General features: G+C 70.8%; 20 protein-coding genes. 7 read left to right on the top strand and 13 right to left on the bottom strand.

Annotated features, from left to right (window positions below; genetic code table 11):
• The 3 genes from ACQPYZ_RS00505 (at nt 1) to ACQPYZ_RS00495 (ending at nt 2,680) form a co-directional block, all read left to right on the top strand.
• Nucleotides 1-537 carry a GNAT family N-acetyltransferase gene (locus ACQPYZ_RS00505; RefSeq protein WP_433164110.1) on the top strand — a complete coding sequence of 179 codons (537 nt, stop codon included), beginning with the start codon at nt 1-3 and terminating at the stop codon, nt 535-537.
• A gap of 36 nt (nt 538-573) precedes the next feature.
• Nucleotides 574-1,458: an oxygenase MpaB family protein gene (locus ACQPYZ_RS00500; RefSeq protein ID WP_433164108.1), complete on the top strand. Its 885-nt coding sequence runs from the start codon at nt 574-576 to the stop codon at nt 1,456-1,458.
• Nucleotides 1,459-1,540: 82 nt separating this feature from the next.
• On the top strand, nt 1,541-2,680 hold the full coding sequence (locus ACQPYZ_RS00495) for an ROK family transcriptional regulator (RefSeq protein WP_433164106.1): 1,140 nt from the start codon (nt 1,541-1,543) through the stop codon (nt 2,678-2,680).
• A gap of 90 nt (nt 2,681-2,770) precedes the next feature.
• Here ACQPYZ_RS00495 and ACQPYZ_RS00490 read toward each other — a convergent pair whose 3' ends face one another.
• Nucleotides 2,771-3,367, bottom strand: a complete 597-nt coding sequence (locus tag ACQPYZ_RS00490; protein ID WP_433164104.1) for a ParA family protein — start codon at nt 3,365-3,367, stop codon at nt 2,771-2,773.
• A 104-nt stretch (nt 3,368-3,471) separates the two neighbouring features.
• Nucleotides 3,472-4,356, bottom strand: a complete 885-nt coding sequence (locus ACQPYZ_RS00485; RefSeq protein WP_433164102.1) for an NAD(P)-dependent oxidoreductase — start codon at nt 4,354-4,356, stop codon at nt 3,472-3,474.
• Nucleotides 4,357-4,397: 41 nt separating this feature from the next.
• Here ACQPYZ_RS00485 and ACQPYZ_RS00480 point away from each other — a divergent pair, with 41 nt between their 5' ends.
• Nucleotides 4,398-7,268 carry a BTAD domain-containing putative transcriptional regulator gene (locus ACQPYZ_RS00480; protein ID WP_433164100.1) on the top strand — a complete coding sequence of 957 codons (2,871 nt, stop codon included), beginning with the start codon at nt 4,398-4,400 and terminating at the stop codon, nt 7,266-7,268.
• On the opposite strand, the gene ACQPYZ_RS00475 is transcribed toward ACQPYZ_RS00480, so the two are convergent.
• From ACQPYZ_RS00475 to ACQPYZ_RS00455, 5 genes are all read right to left on the bottom strand, one after another.
• Nucleotides 7,225-8,184: an ABC transporter substrate-binding protein gene (locus ACQPYZ_RS00475; RefSeq protein ID WP_433164099.1), complete on the bottom strand. Its 960-nt coding sequence runs from the start codon at nt 8,182-8,184 to the stop codon at nt 7,225-7,227. The two genes, ACQPYZ_RS00480 and ACQPYZ_RS00475, sit on opposite strands and share 44 nt — an antisense overlap.
• Entirely contained in the window at nt 8,181-10,133 is a 1,953-nt protein-coding gene (locus ACQPYZ_RS00470; protein WP_433164097.1) for an ABC transporter permease, read from the bottom strand. Before ACQPYZ_RS00470 ends, ACQPYZ_RS00475 begins: the two co-directional genes overlap by 4 nt.
• The gene (locus tag ACQPYZ_RS00465) at nt 10,133-11,188 is read right to left on the bottom strand and encodes a quaternary amine ABC transporter ATP-binding protein (protein ID WP_433164095.1); all 1,056 of its coding nucleotides are present in this window, start codon (nt 11,186-11,188) and stop codon (nt 10,133-10,135) included. The genes ACQPYZ_RS00470 and ACQPYZ_RS00465 overlap by 1 nt, the downstream gene beginning before the upstream one ends.
• Before the next feature lie 100 nt (nt 11,189-11,288).
• Nucleotides 11,289-11,747 (bottom strand): group II truncated hemoglobin, encoded by a 459-nt coding sequence (locus tag ACQPYZ_RS00460; RefSeq protein ID WP_433164093.1) that lies wholly within the window; start codon nt 11,745-11,747, stop codon nt 11,289-11,291.
• A 12-nt stretch (nt 11,748-11,759) separates the two neighbouring features.
• Nucleotides 11,760-12,650: an aminoglycoside phosphotransferase family protein gene (locus tag ACQPYZ_RS00455; RefSeq protein WP_433164091.1), complete on the bottom strand. Its 891-nt coding sequence runs from the start codon at nt 12,648-12,650 to the stop codon at nt 11,760-11,762.
• Between the two features lie 47 nt (nt 12,651-12,697).
• On the opposite strand from ACQPYZ_RS00455, the gene ACQPYZ_RS00450 reads away from it, so the two are divergent.
• Nucleotides 12,698-13,420, top strand: a complete 723-nt coding sequence (locus tag ACQPYZ_RS00450) for a hypothetical protein (RefSeq protein ID WP_433164089.1) — start codon at nt 12,698-12,700, stop codon at nt 13,418-13,420.
• Here the strand turns inward: ACQPYZ_RS00450 and ACQPYZ_RS00445 are convergent.
• The 3 genes from ACQPYZ_RS00445 to ACQPYZ_RS00435 form a co-directional block, all read right to left on the bottom strand.
• Complete coding sequence (locus ACQPYZ_RS00445) at nt 13,395-14,057, bottom strand: class I SAM-dependent methyltransferase (RefSeq protein ID WP_433164087.1); 663 nt, start codon at nt 14,055-14,057, stop codon at nt 13,395-13,397. The two genes, ACQPYZ_RS00450 and ACQPYZ_RS00445, sit on opposite strands and share 26 nt — an antisense overlap.
• Nucleotides 14,058-14,093: 36 nt before the next feature.
• Nucleotides 14,094-14,927: a siderophore-interacting protein gene (locus tag ACQPYZ_RS00440; protein ID WP_433164085.1), complete on the bottom strand. Its 834-nt coding sequence runs from the start codon at nt 14,925-14,927 to the stop codon at nt 14,094-14,096.
• Nucleotides 14,928-15,032: 105 nt separating this feature from the next.
• A complete protein-coding gene (locus tag ACQPYZ_RS00435; protein WP_433164083.1) occupies nt 15,033-16,082 on the bottom strand; it encodes a hypothetical protein in 1,050 nt (349 codons plus the stop codon).
• 163 nt (nt 16,083-16,245) lie between these two features.
• Here ACQPYZ_RS00435 and ACQPYZ_RS00430 point away from each other — a divergent pair, with 163 nt between their 5' ends.
• On the top strand, nt 16,246-17,565 hold the full coding sequence (locus ACQPYZ_RS00430; protein WP_433164081.1) for an AAA family ATPase: 1,320 nt from the start codon (nt 16,246-16,248) through the stop codon (nt 17,563-17,565).
• Here the strand turns inward: ACQPYZ_RS00430 and ACQPYZ_RS00425 are convergent.
• From ACQPYZ_RS00425 to ACQPYZ_RS00415, 3 genes are read right to left on the bottom strand one after another with little or no spacing between them, the layout of a single operon-like run.
• Nucleotides 17,555-18,181 carry a cation diffusion facilitator family transporter gene (locus ACQPYZ_RS00425; RefSeq protein ID WP_433164079.1) on the bottom strand — a complete coding sequence of 209 codons (627 nt, stop codon included), beginning with the start codon at nt 18,179-18,181 and terminating at the stop codon, nt 17,555-17,557. The two genes, ACQPYZ_RS00430 and ACQPYZ_RS00425, sit on opposite strands and share 11 nt — an antisense overlap.
• Nucleotides 18,172-18,474, bottom strand: a complete 303-nt coding sequence (locus ACQPYZ_RS00420) for an ArsR/SmtB family transcription factor (RefSeq protein ID WP_433164077.1) — start codon at nt 18,472-18,474, stop codon at nt 18,172-18,174. The genes ACQPYZ_RS00425 and ACQPYZ_RS00420 overlap by 10 nt, the downstream gene beginning before the upstream one ends.
• Before the next feature lie 42 nt (nt 18,475-18,516).
• Nucleotides 18,517-18,684 carry a hypothetical protein gene (locus ACQPYZ_RS00415; protein WP_433164075.1) on the bottom strand — a complete coding sequence of 56 codons (168 nt, stop codon included), beginning with the start codon at nt 18,682-18,684 and terminating at the stop codon, nt 18,517-18,519.
• A gap of 227 nt (nt 18,685-18,911) precedes the next feature.
• Between ACQPYZ_RS00415 and ACQPYZ_RS00410 the strand changes: the two genes are divergently transcribed.
• The gene (locus ACQPYZ_RS00410; protein WP_433164073.1) at nt 18,912-19,889 is read left to right on the top strand and encodes a helix-turn-helix domain-containing protein; all 978 of its coding nucleotides are present in this window, start codon (nt 18,912-18,914) and stop codon (nt 19,887-19,889) included.
• Nucleotides 19,890-19,927: the final 38 nt, after the last annotated feature.

The raw sequence follows: 19,927 nt of genomic DNA, 5'->3' as shown, positions 1-19,927 counted from the left end.
ATGGAACGTTTGATCGGTGACCTGGTCGCCCTGCGCGAGTTCCGGACATCCGATCTCGAGGACTACGCCGCCATCGTCGGCGACGACCGCGTGACGTCGTGGCTGTCGTTCGACAGCCGGGACCGCGCCGAGGCCGAGAAGACGCTGGCCGCGATCGTCGAGCGCTCGGCCCAGGAGGACCGGCCGGACTACCTGCTCGCCGTCACCCGCCAGGACGACGACCGGGTGGTCGGCTTCGCACGGCTCGGGCCGACGGGAGTGCGGGCCGCACACCTCGGCTACGCCATCCACGCGGACCACTGGGGCCACGGCTACGCCACCGACGCGTCCCGGGTGATGCTGCGACTCGCCTTCGGCCCCCTCGGCAAGCACCGGGTCAGCGCTGCGATCGGCCCCGAGAACGAGGCCTCGATCGCGGTCGTCAAACGCCTCGGTTTCAGCTACGAGGGCCGGATCCGGCACCACGTGTTCACCAACGGCGACTGGCGCGACTCGCTGCTGTACTCCCTGCTCGAGTCGGAGTTCTCCGACCGGTAGCGCCGCCTCGTTTGGAGTAGTGCGCAGACTGGGGGTATGGCCGCCACCATCACCGGACCGCTGGACCCGTTGAGGGACGGGTTGGCACGGATGATCATGACCAAGGTGGCCGGGCCGGATCCACGCGCCGAGCGCAACCGCGTGCACAACACCCCCGGTCCGCGCTGGTTCGCGCCGGACAGCCCGATCCGCCGCGTGCACGGCGACGCGGCGATGTTCGCCGGCGGGCTCCGGGCGCTGCTGCTCCAGTCGCTGCACCCACTCGCGATGGCGGCTGTCTCGGCCCACTCCGGTTACCGCGGTGATCCGTGGGGCCGGCTTCGCCGGACCAGCTACTTCCTGGCCATCACAACGTACGGCGCGATCCCGGATGCCGAGGAGGCGATCGCCCGGGTCAAGGGCGTGCACGAGCGCGTGCGCGGGACCAGCCCGGACGGTGTGAAGTACAGGGCCTCCGACCCGCATCTACTCAAGTGGGTGCACGTCGCCGAGGTGGACAGTTTCCTGGCCGCCCACCAGCGGTACGGCGTGCAGCCGCTGACCGAGCCGGAGCAGGACCTGTACGTCGAGGACGCGGCGCTCGTGGCCCGCAAGCTCGGGGTGATCGACCCCCCGACGACGATGGCGGAGTTGCGGTCGACCCTGAACGAGTACCGTCCGGAGCTCCGGGGGACGACCGAGGCGCGACAGGCCGCCCGGTTCATGCTCGTCCACCCGCCGGTGCCGTGGGCCGCCCGTCCGGCGTACGGCGTACTGACAGCTGCTGCGGTCGGTCTGCTGCCGTGGTGGTCCCGGTGGCCGTTGCGCCTGCCGTACCTGCCGCTCGCGGAGGCGACCGTCGTCCGCGCGGCCGGTGAAGGCCTGACCAGGACCATCCGCTGGGCCCTGGCCTCGCCGATCCTCGGCAATATCGAGGACTGACAGGCCGACTCGCCGGTAGGTTGTTCTCGTGCCGCTGCGTCCGCATCGATCACTCCCCCTGGCGACGCCGGCGGGAGTCGAAGTGTTGACCCGGATCCTGACCCAGGGTCCGATCCCCCGGGTGGAGATCGCCCGCCGCACCGGGCTGTCCCAGGCGGCGGTCACGAAGGCGGTCGCGCCGCTGATCGAGGCCGGGTTCGTCACCGACCAGCCGGCCACCCCGGCCGAGGCGGAGAGTCAGCTCGGCATCGGCCGGCCGGTGAGCCCGCTGACTGTGATCCGGAACAGCATCTCCGTGATCGGGCTGAAGGTCACCCCGACCGCGCTGATCGGAGTGACCACGGACTTCACCGCCGGGATCCGTACGGTCCGGCACCGGCCGCTGGACGACCCCACGCCGGCCACCGTGATCGAGCAACTGGCGGAGCTGGCCAAGGAGCTGATCGCCGCGGCGGACACCACCACCGGACCGTTGATCGGGATCGGCGTGGCCGTGTCCGGCGACGTCGACGGCAAGCACGGCGTCGTCCGGCACTCACCGCTGATGGGCTGGCGTGACGTCGCGGTCGCGGACCTGATGGCCAGGCACGTCAAGGTTCCGGTGGTGGTGACGAACGACGTCCGCGCGCTGACCGTGGCCGAGCACTGGTTCGGGGTCGGGGTGGACGCGGACTCGTTCGCGGTCGTCACGATCGGCTCCGGGATCGGCTGCGGCCTCTACATCAACGGCGAGGTCGTGTCCGGGGCGTACGGCGTCTCCGGCGAGCTCGGCCACCTGCCGCTGGCCCCGGGCGACCTGGTCTGCACCTGTGGCCGGCGGGGATGTGTGGAAACGGTCGCCTCGTCGGACGCGATCCTGTCCCGGACCCGGGAGACGACGGGGAAGCCGGACCTGGACCTGGCGGGTGCGATCAAGCTGGCGCACGAGGGCGACGCGCACGCGCGGGAGGCGTTCGACCGGGCCGGTGAGGTGATCGGCTCGGCGCTGGCCGCGATGGTGAACCTGGTCGGCCCGGAGCTGGTCGTGATCGCCGGCGAGGGGGTCGCCGACTACGACCTGTACGAGGAGCGGATGCGGCAGGCCTTCCAGGCCCACGCCTTCGGTGCCGCCGGCAAGGGACGGCTGATGTTGCGCTCGCACACCTTCGACGACTGGGCCCGCGGGGCCGCGGCCACCGTGATCCGCTCCTACGTCAAGGGCGAGCCGCCGCTGCAACGCTGAGGGTTGGGCCCGTGAGCGAGTTCACGGACCCAACCCGTCGCGGGCGGTCAACTGCGGGCGGTCGACTGTGGGCAGGTTGGAGGCGGCCGGTCAACTGCGGGCGGCGGCCAGGATCTTGCGCCAGACCTTCTTGTACGACTCCAGGCCGTCGGCCGCCAGCGGTCCGGTCGGGCCGGCCGTGATCGACACCCGCTCCGGGATGGTGCCCCAGACCGGGATGCCCTCCTGGGCGTACTGCGCCATCGCCTCCTGGTAGCTGCGGGTGTAGGTCCGGGCGGAGCAGATCACCAGGCCGACCGGGATGTGGTCGGGGACCAGGTCCAGCACCGCCTTCACCCGCGGTGTCTCGACCCCGCCGATCCGGGTCGGCAGGACGACGATCCGGGCGCGCTCGAGCGCCTTGTTCAGCAGCCGCTCGTGCGACGGCGGCATGTCCACGATGCCGATGCCCTCCGGCGGGATCTTGTCCAGCGCCTTGTTCAGCAGGCGCTCGGTCGGCGCCTCCGCGATCTCGACCCGGGCCAAGTGGTCGTCCTCGGAATCCGCGACCCAGTCGGCCGCGCTGCCCTGTGGATCCGCGTCGACCAGGGTGGATGTACGACGGTTGGAAGATGCCAGCGCGGCCAAGTACACCGACGTGGTTGTCTTACCGACCCCGCCCTTCAGTGCAGCTGTCACGATGATCATGGAACCGACGCTACCTGGTTTCGTCCGAAATCCGGCGTGTCGTCGGCGTTGCTCCACCGATCCCGTGATAGTTGCCGCTGGCGCCGACCAAGCTCAAGGGGGCTTCAGCGTGCGGGTTTGCGGATGGCTTCGACGAGGGCGCCGAGGCCGTCCTGGCCGTGGCCGGCGGCGTCGGCGCGGGCGAACAGGGTGGCCAGGGCGCGCGGGAGTCCGGTGTCCAGGCCGACCTGCTCGAAGGCGTCGACCACGTGCTCGCTGCCGACCGCCTGCATGTGCAGGTTGTTCTCCTCGCCCGGGTACGCACCCTGCTCGAGCTCCTCGGCGAGGATCTTCAGGTAGCCCATCGGCCCTTCGTCGGTCATGTCGGCGAGCAGCGCGGCGGCGTACGGACGGAGTTGCCCGGCGCCGACGCCGGCGGTGCCGACCAGGGCGGCGGAGTACATGTAGCTGGTCAGCGTGGTCCAGAACATGTTGAGCATCGCCTGGTAGTAGAGCATCGCGAGGCCCGGGTCCGCGCCCATGTAGTCGGCCCGGCCGAGCACCTCCAGCGTCGTCCGGTGCGCTTCGACCGCCTCGGCGGGTCCGCTGTAGAAGACGTACGAACCCGGCTGACCGATACCCGGCGGCGGGACCATGATGCCGCCGGTCACCAGCGTGCCGCCGCGGTCCGCGACCGACTGGCTCGCCGCTCGCAAGCGGTCCGGGCTGTCGGAGCTGAGGTTGACCAGGACCCGCCCGGACAGGTCCGCGCCGGCGAGGGAGTCGTCCATCGCGGCGTAGTCGACCTGGCTGATCACCACCAGGTTGCCCGTGGCCACCGCCTCCGCGGCGGTCGCCGCCTCGACCGCACCGGCGTCGACGAGCTTACCGGCCTTGCCCGGCGTCCGGTTCCAGACGGTGGTCGGGTGGCCGGCGGCGAGGAAGACCTCGGCCATGGTGGATCCCATCGCGCCGAGGCCGATCACTGTGACTGCTTCTCGAGAACTCATGCGCCGAGCGTGCGTCACCACGCTACGGGTTTACTACGGCTATGTACTTCGGCGTGCTGGGTCCCCTGGTGGTCCGGACGGACGCCGGTGAGCCGGTCGCCGTGCCCGACACCAAGGTCCGGACGCTGCTGCTCGACCTGCTCGTGCACCGCGGCCGCCCGGTGTCCGCGGACCGCCTGATCGAGGACCTCTGGGGTGACCGCCCGCCGCGGAACGCGACCGGGACGCTCCAGGCCCGGATCTCCCAGCTGCGGACGGCGCTCGACCGGGCCGAGCCGGGCAGCCGTGCCCTGGTCGCGCACGGACCCGCCGGTTACACCCTCACGGCGGACGTTGTCGACAGCAACATCTTCGAGGAGCTGGTCGACGCCGGCCGGCTCCGTGAGGCGCTCGACCTGTGGCGTGGTCCCGCGTACGCCGATATCGCCGACCACGAGTTCGCCCGGGCCGCCCGCGACCGTCTGGAGGAGGCCAGACTCACCGCCACCGAGACCCTGCTCGAACAGGCCGAGGACCCGATCCCGGAGCTGACCGAGCTCATCCGACAGCATCCGTTGCGCGAGCGCCTCCGTGCGCTGCACATGCGCGCCCTGTACCGGGCCGGCCGCCAGGACGAAGCGCTCCGCTCGTACGCCGACCTGCGCGAGGCGCTCGCCGAGGAGCTCGGCGCCGACCCCGGACCGGAGCTCGTCGAACTGCACGCGGCGATCCTCCGCCACGACGCATCCCTGCAACCGTCCCGGCTGCCCGCGCCGCTCAACGACCTGATCGGCCGGGCCGAGGTGCTTACGTCGGCCAAGGACCTGCTGACCGACACCCGACTGCTCACGTTCGTCGGGCCCGGCGGGGTCGGCAAGACCAGACTGGCTCTCGAGCTCGGCCGGAGCCACATCGGCGACGTACGGCTGGTCGAGCTCGCTCCGCTCAGGCAGGACGATCTGCTGGACGGACTGGCCGCTGCCATGGGACTTCGGGACGACACCGCCGACCTGTTGCCTCGGCTGATCGAGTCGATGCGCGCGCGGCCGGTCCTGCTGATCCTCGACAACTGTGAGCATCTGCAGGCCGCCGACATCACCGCGCGACTCCTCGCGGAGGCACCTGAGTTGCGCGTCCTCGCGACCAGCCGGGAGCCGTTAGGCCTGCCGGGCGAGCGGGTGTTCGAGGTTGAGCCGCTCGCACCGCAGGCGGCCGTCGACCTCTTCACCGCGCGTGCCGGGGTTGCCGACTCCGAGGCGGTCAGGGCGATCTGCCGTCGGCTGGACGGCATTCCGCTCGCCCTCGAGCTCGCGGCGACCCGGGTACGGGCGCTCGGCGTGGAAGGACTCGCGGACCGGCTGGACGACCGGTTCCGGTTGCTGTCGGGTGGCCGCGGCGTACCCGAGCGACAGCGGACGCTGCGGGCGACCATCGACTGGAGCTGGGACCTGCTGACCGCGGACGAACGCGCGATGCTTCGCCGGCTGGCTGTGCACGCCGGCACGTTCTCGCTCGAGGCCGCGGCCGAGGTGTGTGAGCTGCCGGAAGCCGTGGCGATGGCACTTGTCGACAAATCGCTGGTTGCCGCGAGCACCGGCCGCTACCGGTTGCTGGAGTCGGTCGCGGCGTACAGCCTCGAACGCCTCGCGGAAGCCGGTGAAGAGGCGGCGACCCGGCGGCGCCATGCGGACTACTACCTGCGGCTGGCTCAGCAGGCCGAGGAGAAGCTGCGCGGCCCCGAGCAGCGCACGTGGCTCCACCGCCTCGACCAGGAGGCTGCGAACTTCCGTGCCGCCCTGGAGACCGGTCCGCCGCTCAAGGTGGTCAATGCGCTGGCGTGGTACTGGTACCTCCGGGGCCGCCACGGCGAGGCAAGGCGGTCGATCGCCGCCGCCCTCGCCGCACCCGGGCAGGACCCGGCGGACCGCGCCGCAGCCACGGTCTGGCTGGTCGGGATGGCGGCCACCGACGCCGAAGGCGCCAACCTGACGGAGGCGGCGGAGCAGGCGCTGGCGTCGTACGACGAGCCACCGGCCCGCGCACTGTGGTTCCTGGCGCACACCCAGTGGGCGTACGGCGCCCGGGACGTGCTGATGCAGCGTGTCGACCGAGCGATCGAGGCGTTCACCGCCGACGGCGACCGCTGGGGACTGGCCGCGGCGTTGAGCACGCGGGCGCAGCTGAACATCGTGCACGCCGACCTCTGGTCGATGCTGCAGGACGGCCACCGCAGTTTCGAGCTCTTCGACGAACTCGGCGACGACTGGGGCCGGCTGCAGGCGGCGTACTCGCTGATCATCGTCGCCGAGATCAGCGGGGACTACCCGACCGCCGTGCGGTATCTCGAGGACTCGCTCCGGCTGGCCGAGGACCTCGGACTGTGGACCGAGGTTTCGTTCCGGACCTCGGGGCTGGGCCGGATCGCGTACCTCACCGGCGACTACGAGCGGGCGGACGCGTTGCACGAGCGGGCCCGGCGGCTGGCGATCGAGCAGTCCAACAAGTCGGCCGAGGAGTACGCCGAGGTCGGTCTCGGACTGTCCGCCCGCCGGCAGGGCCGCCTCGACGACGCCGAGGCGCACTTCACCAAGTGGCTCGACTGGCTGCGCCAGGTCGGCGGCACACCGGGGATCGCGTTCATCCTGGCCCAGCTGGGCTTCATCGCCGAGCAACGCGGCGACTTCGCCAAGGCACGGGCGCTGCACGAGCAGGGCTACGAGGCGGCCCAGCAGGTCGGCGACGAGCGCGCGATCGCCCTCGCCCTGGAAGGCCTGGCCGGCGCGACCGAGGATCCCGCCCGCGCCCACCAGCTCCTCACCGAGGCCGAAGCGCTCCGCGCGAAGGTCGGTTCACCCCTCCCGCCGGCGGAACGCTTCGACGTCGACCGGATTACTTCCCGAGCCAGCCGTCCACCTTCGAGCGGTTCTCGGTGACCCACTTCTCGGCGGCCGCGTCCGGGGACAGCTTGTCCACGGCGATCATCCGGGCGACGGCGTTCTGGTCCTCGTTGGTCCACTGGAAGTTCTTCACCAGGTCGTACGCCGGGCTGCCGGAGTCGGCGAACTTCTTCGAGACCACCTTGTCCAGGTCGTACGGCGGGTAGTCGCAGGCGACCTTGGCCGGGTCGGCGTCGCACCCGGCCTTGTACGCCGGCAGGTTGACCTTGACCAGCTTCAGCTCGTTGAAGAACCACTGCGGCTCGTAGAAGTAGGCGAGCAGCGGCTTCTTGTTCTTCTCCGCGTCCCGGAAGGCCTGGATCAGCGCGGTCTCGCTGCCGCTCTGCACCACCTTGAAGTTCAGGTTCAGGTTCTTCACCAGCGCCTCGTCGTTGGTCACGTACGACGGGTCGCCGTCGAGCAGCTGGCCCTTGCCGCCGGACTCCGACGTCTTGAACAGGGCGGCGTACTTGTTCAGGTTCTTCCAGTCGGTGATGTCCGGGTACTGCTGCGCCATCCACGGCGGCACGTACCAGCCGATCACGCCCTTGACGCCGGTGGAGCCGGCCTCGACCGCGACCTTCTGCTCCTCGATGTAGGTCTTCTTCAGGTCCTCGTGACCCCAGTTCTCCAGCACGGCGTCGACCTCGCCGGTGCCGAAGCCCTGCCAGGAGATCTCCTCCTTCAGGTTCTTCTTCTCCACCGTGCAGCCGAGGTCCTTGGTCGCGACGTAGGCGAACACGGCCGCGTTCGCCTCGTACCCGACCCACGGGTTGACGGCCAGGTTGACCGTGCCGCACTCCTTCCCGCCGTCGTCGGCCGGCTGCTGCGAGCCGACCTTCTCGCCGCCGCACCCGGCCAGCGCCAGTGCCGCGGCAGCGGTCAGGACACCGGCGTACCGGAGCTTCTTCACAGCTTGTCTCCTCTTCTCGGGAACCTCTGGGTACGGCGGGCGGCCGCCTGGGTCACGCGGTCGAGCAGGACGCCCAGCAGGACGATAGCGAGCCCGGCGGCCAGTCCCTTGCCGTACAGCTCGCTCTGCGTGAACCCGGCGTACACGTCGTACCCGAGCGCGCCGGCGCCGACCAGGCCGCCGACGACGACCATCGACAGCACGTAGATCAGCCCCTGGTTCACCGCGAGCGTGATCGCCCGGCGGGCGACCGGCAGCTGCACCTTGCTGATCACCTGCCAGCTGCTCGAGCCGACCGAGTTCGCCGCCTCCACGGTCGCCACCGGCACCGCCTTGATGCCGTCGGCAACGATCTTGGTGGTCACCGGGACCGCGAACACGACCGCGGCCGCCATCGCGGTGAACCGGCTGGTGCCGAACAACGCCAGGAACGGCACCAGGTACACGAACGGCGGCATGGTCTGCCCGGCGTCCAGCACCGGCCGGATCCAGGTGTCGACCCGGCGGTTGCGCCCGGCCCACACGCCGAGGGCGACCCCGACCGCGACCACCACGACAGTCGCGAGCAGCGTCTGCGCGAGCGTGACCATGCTGTCGTGCCAGACCCCGGTCGCGACCAACAGCCCCGAGCACGCCGCGGCCGGAAGGGCCGCGCGCCAGCCACCGAGGACGACGGCGAGCGCGACGATCACCGTGGCCACCAACCACCACGGCGACCCGGTCAGCAGGGCCTCGAGCGGGTTCAGCAGGGCGAAGGTGACCGCGTCCCGGACGCCGTACGTGAACCCGCCGAACACGTCCTGGATCCAGTTCGTCACGTCCGTCGCGGCCACCGCGATCCGCGAGCCGAGGTTCACCGAGGTCGGGAACTCGGCCGCCCACACGTAGGTCCGGGAGAACCAGATCGCGACCAGGACACCGGCCGCGCCGGCGCCCAGCAGGGCCTTCCGGCGGAGGCTCGCCGTCCGCCACGGCCGGTCGCCGGCCGCGGTGGTGACGCGGTCGAGGACGATCGCGATCACCACGATCGCGAGGCCGCCGTTGAACGCGACCCCGACGTCCAGCGTCTGCAGGGCCGTCAGCACGGTGTCGCCGAGACCGGGCGCATTGATCAGCGCGGCCACGGTCACCATCGACAACGCCGCCATGATCGTCTGGTTGATGCCGACGACGACCGTACTCCGGGACATCGGCAGCAACACCTTGGTCAGCGTCTGGCCCCTGGTCGAGCCGAGCGACCGGGACGCCTCGACGCTCTCCGCCGGGACCGACCGGATCGCGTGCGCGGTCAGCCGGACGGCCGGCGGCGCCGCGTAGATCAGGGTCGCGATCGTGGCCGCGGCCGGGCCGATCGCGAAGAACAATGTCAGCGGCGCGAGATACACGAACGTCGGCAGCGTCTGCATCAGGTCGAGGACGAGCGTGGCCACCTTGAAGGCCCGGTCCGACAACCCGGCCCAGATCCCCAGCGGGATCGCGACCAGCAGCGACAGCAGCACGGCCGCGATCGTCAGCGCGAGCGTGTGCATGCTCTCCTGCCACAACCCCTGCAGCCCGACGAACCCGAGGCCGCCGGCCGCGAGCAGCGCGACCTTCCAGTTGCCGAACGCCCAGGCCAGGTACGCCGACACCGCGACCACACCGAGCCAGCCGACGACCGGCACCGGCCGCCCGTACGCCGGCTGGGCCAGGACGTTCTGCAGCAGTACGACGAACTGGTCGACCGCCATCCGGACGGCGTCGAAGACCACGTTGCCCTGGCCGACGTCGTCGCGGTGATCGGTCAGCCAGCGGTGGAACGCGGTCGTCTCCTGGGCGCCGAGCGGCAGCGTGTCGAGACCACGCAGGACGAAGTACGCCGCCACCCAGACGACGAGCAGGACGCCGACGAGCACGCTCCGCCGTGGCCGGCGTACCTCGACCTCGACGTCGCTCGTGATGGCGGCCATCAGTGGTCCGCGACGACGGCGAGGATCTCCTCGTCGTCGATCACACCGAGCAGCGTGCCGTCGGCGACGACCTTGACCGGGCGGTCCGCCTCCAGCACCAGCCGGGTCGCCTCCCGGACCAGCACGTCCGGGCCGAGCTCGGGTCCGTCCAGCGGCTCGTCGGGGCGCGCGTCCCGGACGATCCACCGCAGCGTCAGGACGTCGGCCCGCGGTACGTCGCGGACGAAGTCGCGGACGTAGTCGTCGGCCGGCGCCCCGACCAGCTCGTCGCCGGTGCCGAGCTGGACCGCGGCGCCGTCGCGCATCAGCAGGATCCGGTCGCCCAGCTTCAGCGCCTCGGACAGGTCGTGGGTGATGAACACCATCGTCTTGCCGACCTCGCGGTGCAGCCGGACGACCTCGTTCTGCATCTCCCGCCGGATCAGCGGGTCGAGCGCGGAGAACGGCTCGTCGAACAGCAGCACGTCCGGGTCGTTGGCCAGCGCACGGGCCAGCCCGACCCGCTGCTGCATGCCGCCGGACAGCTGCTCGGGGTAGAGGTGCTCGTTGCCGGCCAGGCCGACCAGGTCGATCACCTCCTGGGCCCGCCGCCGGCGGTCGGGCTTGCTCTCGCCGCGGATCTCCAGCCCGTACGAGACGTTGTCGATCACCTTGCGGTGCGGCAGCAGGCCGAAGTGCTGGAAGACCATCGAGAACTTGCTCCGGCGCAACGTCCGCAGCCGCTTCTCGTCCGCGGCCCGGAGGTCCTCACCCTCGAAGATCAGGCTGCCGGCGGTCGGTTCGATCAAACGGGTGAGGCAGCGGACCAGCGTGGACTTGCCGGAGCCGGACAGGCCCATGACGACGAAGACCTCACCGGGTGCGACGTCGAAGCTGAGGTCGCGGACGGCCGCCGTACATCCGGTCCGGGTGTAGAGGGCGGCGCGGTCAAGAGCGGCGAGGTCGGGGCGGCGCGGCACGCGCTGGGCCTTCGGGCCGAACACCTTCCACAGGCCCTGGATCGACAACAGCGCGTCGCTGTCCTGCACCTCGGGATACTCGAGCTGAGCGGTCACAGGTTCACCCTCGCATCCCCGCAAGCGGAATCATCGTGAACCGCGACTGTATCCAACCCGCAGTCCCCCGGCGTTCTCCCGGGGGTGTCTGCTACGTCAACTATGGCTGGTACGGCGGTGCTTCGCCCCAGCCCCAGTGCGGAACCGGGGCCTTGGGCGGCGGGGTCGCGCCCGGCTGCGAGTTGGCCAGAGCGATCCGGGTGCCCCATTCGACGTACGCGACGAAGGCCGAGCGGAACTCCGGATCGTCCGGCAGACCGGCCGGATCCGCACTCGCGGCGATCAAAGTCGCCCACCGCGATCGCTGCTCCTCGGTCAACCCGAGGTCGAGGTGGTGCCGCAACATCGCGGGGTAACCGCCGAGCTCGTCGGTGTACCGGCTGTGGCCGCGGAAGACCTCGCCGAGCCAGATCGCGACGTGCTCGCGGTGCTGGTCACTCATGTGCGCGAACACCGGGGCGAGGATCGGGTCGGCCAGCACCTTGTCGTAGAACACCTCGGTCAGCCGGCGCAGCGCGTCGTGCCCGCCGGCCCACTCGTACAACGTCGGAGTCGTCACGTAATCATGTAATCACAGCCGAAGGGCCACGGCGATGGTTCGCAGGACTGGGTAGATCGTGGTCTCGCCGGCCTCGAGATCCCAGAGCACGTTCTGCAGGATCCGGCCCGCGGTCCAGCCGAGCGCCCGGTCGCGGTCGATGCCGGTGATCGCGAGCATCAGGTCGAAGCGGTCCCGGATCGCCTGGTCCAGGTCGCCGGTCGCCTCCAGGTCGTCCCAGCGGTTCCACAGCACCGGGAACACGTCGAAACCCGGATCTCCGGCCAACGGCTTCGGGTCGATCACCAGCCACGGCTGCCGGCCGGCCGCCATCACGTTGTCGTAGTGCAGGTCCCAGTGCAGCAGGCGGTCGCCGGACTCCGGCACGAGTTCCTCGACCTGGGCGACGAAGCGCCGTACCAACTGCTGCTCGGCCGGATCGGTCAGGCGCGGGATCAGGGCGGGTGCGTCGTCAACCATCGCGCCGGCGACGTCCGCGAGCCGGCGGATCCCCGGTGGCGCCGGCACCGCGCTCAGCCGGATCAGCAGCTCGGCCAGGATCCGGGTCGCCTCGGTGTGATCCGGTACGGCGTTCAGTGTCCGCGGCTCGAGTCGCTCGAGCAGGATCGTCGTCGTCGCGGGGTCGTCCTCGAGCACCTCGACCACGTCAGACCGACTCCACGTGCGCAAGGCGAGGGCCTCGCCTGCGCTCTCGTCGTTCGTCGGCTGGAGCTTGAGCATCGCCTCGGTACCGTTGCGTCGGACGACCGGCAGGATCAGCGACGCGGCGCCGTGGAGCGGATCACCCTTGACGGTCAGCTGCCAGCGGTCGACGTACTCGGCGGCCATCGCCGGGAGCGCGGCGAGCCACTCCGGCTCGTCGTCAGCGTGCGTCTCGACCAGCGCCGCGGGGATCTCGATCATCCTCGGCAGAGTAGGTGGTTCGGGCGGGATGTGCTTGGGTTTTCCCCATGGAGCAGAGGCACCGGCGGGTGCAGCGGGTGGTGGCGGGCATCTATCTCGGGATCCCGCTCGTGCTGCTGGTGATCGTGGCGTGGATCAGTACGGCGGGGTCGCCGGCCGCGTGGGCGGGCTGCCTCGTGCCGGCCGGGATGCTGGTGCTCGGGTGGGTCCAGCGGCGGCGCCATCGGTACCAGCCGCGGTGGTGGGCCGGGGTGGGTGCGCTGTTCGGTGCGTTGAGCGGGCTGACCGTGACGCTGTTCCCGTTGGCGGTCGGCGTCTGGTGGCCGGCGTTCCTGGCGTTGCCCGCGTTGCTCGTCGGCATCGTCGCGGGTGCTGCGCTGGCCCGGTACGCCGACCGGGTGCTGCTCGTTCCCGTCGTACCCGAGCTGGCGGAGACGCCGTACGAGCTGATCTTCCGGTTGCGCGGACTGCAGCTGACCGCGGTCCTGCTGGGCGCGGACAGCGTCACGATCCAGAGCCGGCCGGTCCTGCGGTCGCAGTCGGCCGGTGACCTGGCGAAGACCTATCCGCTGAGCAGCATCACCGGGGTGTTCGAGGCCGCGCTCAGTGGCGTGGAACGGTTGAAGTTCCCGATCGCCATCCCGCATCCACCGATCGTGACCGAGGGTCCGGCAGTGATCCTGCAGGCGTCCGGCGACGACTGGGTCCTGCCGACCAACCAGGCGTCGACGCTGATCGACCTGCTCAACCGGCGGCGGTCCACCGCATAGCCAGCGCGAACCCGACGTCCGTGTACTGAGCGCCGGGGAACACGTCGTCGTACACCTCCCGGAACTGGCTGCGGGACAGGTAGCGGTCGCTCGCCAGATGCTCGAGCCACGGCCTGCTGTGCCAGAACCGGAACTCGAACCACGCATCCCTGATCCCCCGCCGGGCGAGCTGCCGCGGGAACCCCAGCCACGCGCCGAGCAGATAGACCCACCGCGGCGGCGTCGGCCAGCGATCGGACACGTTGTCCACGATCGCCACCGTCCCACCCGCCCGCACCAACGACTTCAGATGCTCAAGCCCCGCCCGGTAGTCCGGCAGGTGATGCATCATCGTGTGGCTGTAGACCAGGTCGAACCCGCCGTCCTCGATCGCGAACACGTCCGCCACGCGATACTCGACGTTCGACCGCGCCCGCTTCCGCCGGGCGAGCTCGATCATCGGCGCGCTGAGATCGACCCCGACCACCTCGTCGAACCCCTCGGCCAACCGAACCGCCGCCTGCCCCGCCCCACACCCGGCATCCAGCGCCCGTTCCCCGCGCAGCCCCAGCCCCACCAACCACCCCGTGTTCCCCTCGAGCTCCACGAACCGGTCGTACTCGACGGCAAAACGATCGAACGACGCAGGATCAACCATGTCGCGTACGACGCCGTCCGCGACCGGCTGGTTGGCTCAGGCGCCGGTGGCTTCGCGTTCTTTGCGGGCGGTTTCGGCCTTCTCGGCCTGCCAGCCGTCCTCGTTCTTGCCGAGGCGCCAGTAGCCGGAGAGGGAGACGCGGTCGCGGGGGAGGCCGCGGTCGGTGAAGAGGTTCTTGCGGATGCGGAAGACGAAACCGGCCTCGCCGTGGACGAAGACCTGGGTGTCGCCGGCCGGGAAGTCGAGGGCCTCGACCGCGGCGACCAGGCCGTCACCGCGACCGGCGTCGCTGCCGGCCCGGTGGAACCAGGTGACCTCGACGTCGCCGGCGCCGCTGAACTTCTGCTCCTCGGTCTCGTCTTCGACCTCGAGCAGGACGGTCGCGCGGGCGCCCGGCGGCAACTGCTCGACCGCGGCGCCGATCGCCGGCAGCGCGCTCTCGTCGCCCACCAGCAGGTGCCAATCGGCCGCCTCGTCCGGCGCATACGCACCACCGGGACCGTTGAACCACAGCACGTCGCCCGGTTGTGCCGCCGCGGCCCACGGTCCGGCGACGCCCTCGTCACCGTGGTGGACGAAGTCGATCGTCAGCTCGCGGTTGTCCTCGTCCCAGTTCCGCACCGTGTACGTCCGCATCGTCGGCCACTGCTCCGACGGGTAGGTCTCCCGGATCACGCCCATGTCGAGCGGCTCGGCGTACTCCACCCCGGGCTTGCCGAACAGCAGCTTCACGTAGTGGTCGGTGTAGCCGTTGTCGACGAAGTCGTCGGAGGTGAGCACGACCCGGATCATGTGCGGGGTGATTCGCTCGGTCCGACGGACGACCGCGCGCTTGCAGACGCGGTTGCGGCGGGGTGCGGGGCTGGTCACAGGACCACGGTCCTCTCGGGGGGTACGGCGGGCGGCCCGGTCAGGCCAAGTTAGGTCTACCTAACTCAGGCTAACCCACCGGCCCCAACCCACCCCAGCCGCGTCTCAGAGCCCGCGGATGTAGAAGACCTTGCTGACGCCGGCCTGGTAGCGGAAGCACGCAGGCAGGTAGACGCGGTAGGGGATCAGGCCTTTGTACGCCGGCTGCGCGTTCACCGTGAAGCGGCCGCTCTGCCGGATGCCGGCCGAGCTCACCGATCGCCACTGCGTCGCGCCGTACAACCGCTGCAGCCACACCTTGCAGTTGGACGGCGCACCGGCGACCGACCCGTTCACCGGTACGACGGTCCCGACCGGAGCACTCGTCCGCGACGGCACGGCCGACACGATGCCCGGCCGGGCCACGCCCAGGCCGAGTCCGGCGATGTCGGTCGGCTTCCCGAAGATCCGCAGGCAGTTGACCCATTCGCCGTCCGCGGCCGTGTAGGCCTTGGTCGCGATCCCGTTCGTGTCGGTCCGGACGTTGACGCCGGGCCCAGGCTCGGCACACGCGTTGTCGATGCCGAGGAACACCGAGATCCGGGTCCCGTACGGCTTGCCGGTCGCTGCGTTCGTCACCGCCCACCGGATCGAGTACGGCGACCCGAACGGCACCACCTTCGGCGAGACCGACGCGGTCACCCGCGGCAGGTTGGACCCGGTGACCGTCAACGACGGACCGTCGAACGGCGTCGGATCGGTCATGTCACCGCTGCCCGGGAAGTACGACCCGGCGTAGACCCCGGTGACCTTGAAGGTGCCGTTGGCCGTCGACGGCACGTAGACCGGACCGCTCCAGGTCCCGCTCTGCACGGTGCCCGCCGTCCGCGGCAGATCCGTCGAGAGCAGGTACGTCAGCGGACCAGAACCGCCTGTGCGCTGCAGGACGACGTACAACGTGATGTTCGCGTCCTGCGGATCGGTCGAGGCGTAGCCGCCCTTGACGGTGATCGTCACCGGCGCCTGGTTCAGGCCCGACACGGCGACACTCGGCCTGGCCAGGCTGACGGCCGTGACCGTCAGCTTCGGGTTCGGCGCGGCCTGGGCGGACGGCACCAAGCCGATCAGCAGCAGTGGCGCTGTCAGGAGCGCCGCCAGCACACGTCGGGTCCACATGCTGGCAGCGTGACAGCGGGCCGCCACGCTGCCAAGCACCAACCCTCATCCGTGCGCGATCGGGCGGCGCGGGTAGACCGGTTCAACCCGCAGGCGGTCAGTGTTCACCGGCAAGACATGTACAGCCCGTGTCGGGGACCGCTACCTTGCGCAGGCTGGAGCAATGAGCCAGGTCTTCGGTACGCCGCGAAACCCGGCTTACACCGTGACCCGCACCGACCGGTTCGGCCGGCCGATCTCCCTCGACCTGCGCACGCCCGAGGGCAACTCGGTGCTGTTCACCGGGCCGCCCGGGATGGGCAAGACCGTCGAGCTGGACCGGGCCGAGGCGCTCGCCAAGCAGCAGGGCTGGATCGGGATCCGGGTGACCGCGTCCCCGCGGGAGCCACTGGAGAACCGGTTCGTCCGCCAGGTGACCGACGACCTCGGCCGGATCCGCAAGCGCTACGGCATGCTCGGCGCGCGCCGGCTGAAGAAGCTGACGAAGGATCTCGCCCAGCGCCACCGCAGTAAGCAGCACGGCGCGGAGCTCCGGGTCATGCCGGTGCCGTTCGTGCAGGGGGTGGCGAAGACGCAGTGGGAGGCCGGCAACGAGGACAGCGTCGGCCGCACGCTGAACGAGCTGGCCGGTCAGCTCGGCGAGCTCGGGGCGAACCGCAAGCCGCCGGAGCCGGTCCTGCTGATGGTCGACAACCTGGACGTCGCCTCGGAGCGCGACCTGGCCGCACTGACGGAGCTGGCCGCGCACCTCGAGGAGCAGCGCCGGCCGGTGTTCCTGGTCGCCGCCGGTGGCGAACTGGCCGCGACCCGGTTGATGGCGGCCTCCGGCGGCCGGTCCCGGGTGGCGACCGGGGTGACCGGGCGGTTCGACGTCCGCGAGGTCGGACCGCTGTCCGACGACGAGCTCCGGCCCGCGCTCACCGAGCCTCTCCGCCGGGCGGGGATCGCCTATCAGCCCGAGGCGGTGGACCAGCTGGTCAGGTCGGCCAACGGGGACCCGACCCGGCTGCGCGACCTGGCCGAGACCGCCCTCCCGATGGCGCTGCAGGCCGGCGGCGTGACCGCCGACGTCTCCAAGGCGGCGACCGCGGTGGTCAACGACAAGTCGCGGGTGCTCTACCAGGCGGCCTGGAACAACTGCTCGGACTCCGAGAAGGACCTGCTGGCGAAGGTCGCGGCCCACGGTCCGCACGGGCTGAGCCTGCCCGGCGACACCGGGATGGCCGGGCTGGGCCGCTGGCAGGAGCTGGACGACGACCGTCAGCAACTCGTTGCCCGTGGCATGCTCCGGGACGACGGGCAGCGAATCATGGTCGCGAATCCCGGCCTGCAGGAATGGGTGCAGACCAGGGTCGGTCAGTCCGCCGCCCACCTCGGCATCGCCCCACCGACGGCGTCGGCCCCGGCGATCACCGCGGACTCCGGCCGGCCCGCGGCCACCACCCGCGAGTACAAGGGCATGAAGTTCCAGATCAACAGTTAGGGCAGCACCCTTCACCTCGCCAGGCCTGCACCCCCTCGCGGGCGGCGACCGCCGCGATCACCAGCCCAGCCACCGCGTCTGCCCAGAACCAGCCGACCGTCGCGTTCAGCACCAGCCCGGCCAGCAGCACCGCGGACAGATAGGTGCACAGCAACGTTTGGGTGCCATCAGCAACCACTGCGTTCGACCCCAACGCCTTTCCGGTACGGCGCTGGGCCGCCGAGAGCACCGGCATCACCAGCAGCGAGGCCACCGCCAGCCCGATCCCGACCGGGGACGCATCCGGCTCCGATCGCCCGACCAACGCCCGTACGGACTCGAAGGACACGTAGGCGGCCAGGCCGAAGAAGGACAGCGCGATCAGGCGCAACGCCCGGCGCTCCCTGGTCTCCGGGAGTGGATGACGGAACTGCCACAGGATGATCAGCCCGCTGGCGACCTCGACGATCGAGTCCAGCCCGAATCCCACGAGCGCGACCGAGCCCGACACCGCACCGGCCGAGATCGCCACCACGGCCTCGACCAGGTTGTAGCCGACGCTCGCGCCGGCCAGCAGTTGCGCCCGGCGCCCGAGCCGCCGCCGGTCGACCGGCGGTCCGACGTTGATCAGTGACATGCCGGATCCACCGCCAGGACGACATCGAGCAACGCGGTCAGCGCTGTGGCCAGCTTGGGGTCGGCGAGCTCGTATCGCGTCCGCCGGCCCTCGGGCTCGGCGACGACCAGGCCGCAGCCGCGCAGGCAGGCCAGGTGGTTCGACAACGACTGCCGGCTCACGCCGAGGCGATCCGCCAGCTCCGCCGGGTACGCCGGGCCCTCGACGAGTGCCAGCAGCACCCGGGTGCGGGTCGCGTCCGACAATGCGTGCCCGAACCGGGCCAGCACCTCACCTCGCGCCACGGTTTCCATGGCGCGACTGTACAGCGGAGAGTGTATTCAGCGGAAGCTGTACTACCGCCGGGCAGCGCGCTCCGGATGGGTCGGCTTCGGCAGACGAAGCGCGGGATGGCCGCGATGCCGGGCAGTCGGGGCTTGTGCGCGGGGACCCCGGAGCATCCACAGGGCAAGGACGGCCGCGGCGATCAGGCCGGCGACACCGGCATAGTCGGTCAGACTCATCGGTTGATCTCTCTTCATGGGCGGGATGCGCTCTGCGATCGCGGACCCACCCCACCGCCCCGGTCAGGGGCGGCGAGTTCCGCGAACTGCTGACGCGAAAGTGACGGTGTCTCACCCCCGACGTGATGACACTGGAGTGTCACGGCATCGACTGGCGCAGATGTGTCAGCGGCCGATGTGTTCGAATGTGCGCGGGAGCGTCGAGTTCCGAGCCTGGGAGGCGCCACATGCAGGAGGGCCTGTTGCTTGATGCGCGTGAGGAGCAGGCGTACCGCTTGCTCGTCGGGCTGTCCGCCGCGCGGCCCTCGGAGCTGGCCGAGGTCGCCGACCTGCCCCAGCAGGAGGCGGACGAGGTCCTGCAGCGGCTGCAGGCGAAGGGACTGGTCGCGGTCCAGCAGTCCGACGGACCGATCTTCCGGCCGCTCCCACCGGACGTTGCCCTCGGTACGACGCTGCTCCGCCGGCAGGAGTCGCTCGAGGCGGCCCGCAAGACCGTCGCGGCACTGAGCGAGGAGTTCCGCGCGAGCGCGAGCCGCCGGGACGCCCACCACCTGGTCGAGGTGATCGTCGGCGCCGACGCACTCCGCGAGCGGCTGCGCGACCTGCAGGAGTCGGCCCGCGAGGAGATCCTGTGGTTCTGCCGCGCCAACCCGCTGGCGATGCAGGGCGCGGAGAACACCGAGGAGTACGGCGCGCTGACCCGAGGCGTCCGGTATCGCGCCATCTACGAACGTGCCCTGCTGGAGACACCCGGTGAGCTCGACACGATCGCCGAGGGGGTGAGCTGGGGTGAGGAGGCCCGCACGCTGCCGACCCTCCCGGTCCGGCTGGCCATCGTGGACCGGGCGACCGCGGTCTGCCCGCTCGTCCGGGACGACGAGCTGGGGATCGGCGAGCCGACCGCCGCGATCATCGGTCGCGGCCAGCTGCTCGACGCGTTGCTGGCCCTGTTCGAGAGCCATTGGGAGATGGCGACCCCGGTCCGGCTGCACGCCGAGAACCCCGGGGAGATCGAGGGGCTGGACGACAACGAACGGTTCCTGCTGTCGCTGCTGGTCGCCGGAGTCCCCGACAAGTCGATCGCGTCCCAGCTCGGGATCAGCCGCCGGACCGTCCAGCGGCGGCTCGACCGGATGATGGCCCTGGCCGGCGTGGACACCCGGACCGGGCTGGCCTTCCAGGCCGCGAAACGCGGGTGGCTCTGAGCTGGATCCGGGCCGAGGCAGCCCCCGCTGCCCCGGCC

The sequence above is a fragment of the Kribbella sp. CA-247076 genome (genome assembly GCF_050942445.1).
Classification (GTDB): domain Bacteria; phylum Actinomycetota; class Actinomycetes; order Propionibacteriales; family Kribbellaceae; genus Kribbella.
Note: the sequence above shows the minus strand (reverse complement) of the source record. Positions and strands in the feature narration are given on the sequence as shown.

Bases quoted from the DNA above. Each gene is read 5' to 3' on its own strand.
- ACQPYZ_RS00430 (WP_433164081.1), top strand. From the start codon at position 16,246: ATGAGCCAGGTCTTCGGTACGCCGCGAAACCCGGCTTACACCGTGACC.
- ACQPYZ_RS00485 (WP_433164102.1), bottom strand. From the start codon at position 4,356: ATGAGTTCTCGAGAAGCAGTCACAGTGATCGGCCTCGGCGCGATGGGA.
- ACQPYZ_RS00500 (WP_433164108.1), top strand. From the start codon at position 574: ATGGCCGCCACCATCACCGGACCGCTGGACCCGTTGAGGGACGGGTTG.
- ACQPYZ_RS00470 (WP_433164097.1), bottom strand. From the start codon at position 10,133: ATGGCCGCCATCACGAGCGACGTCGAGGTCGAGGTACGCCGGCCACGG.
- ACQPYZ_RS00450 (WP_433164089.1), top strand. From the start codon at position 12,698: ATGGAGCAGAGGCACCGGCGGGTGCAGCGGGTGGTGGCGGGCATCTAT.
- ACQPYZ_RS00490 (WP_433164104.1), bottom strand. From the start codon at position 3,367: ATGATCATCGTGACAGCTGCACTGAAGGGCGGGGTCGGTAAGACAACC.
- ACQPYZ_RS00435 (WP_433164083.1), bottom strand. From the start codon at position 16,082: ATGTGGACCCGACGTGTGCTGGCGGCGCTCCTGACAGCGCCACTGCTG.
- ACQPYZ_RS00445 (WP_433164087.1), bottom strand. From the start codon at position 14,057: ATGGTTGATCCTGCGTCGTTCGATCGTTTTGCCGTCGAGTACGACCGG.
- ACQPYZ_RS00505 (WP_433164110.1), top strand. From the start codon at position 1: ATGGAACGTTTGATCGGTGACCTGGTCGCCCTGCGCGAGTTCCGGACA.
- ACQPYZ_RS00410 (WP_433164073.1), top strand. From the start codon at position 18,912: ATGCAGGAGGGCCTGTTGCTTGATGCGCGTGAGGAGCAGGCGTACCGC.
- ACQPYZ_RS00425 (WP_433164079.1), bottom strand. From the start codon at position 18,181: ATGTCACTGATCAACGTCGGACCGCCGGTCGACCGGCGGCGGCTCGGG.
- ACQPYZ_RS00455 (WP_433164091.1), bottom strand. From the start codon at position 12,650: ATGATCGAGATCCCCGCGGCGCTGGTCGAGACGCACGCTGACGACGAG.
- ACQPYZ_RS00415 (WP_433164075.1), bottom strand. From the start codon at position 18,684: ATGAGTCTGACCGACTATGCCGGTGTCGCCGGCCTGATCGCCGCGGCC.
- ACQPYZ_RS00480 (WP_433164100.1), top strand. From the start codon at position 4,398: ATGTACTTCGGCGTGCTGGGTCCCCTGGTGGTCCGGACGGACGCCGGT.
- ACQPYZ_RS00420 (WP_433164077.1), bottom strand. From the start codon at position 18,474: ATGGAAACCGTGGCGCGAGGTGAGGTGCTGGCCCGGTTCGGGCACGCA.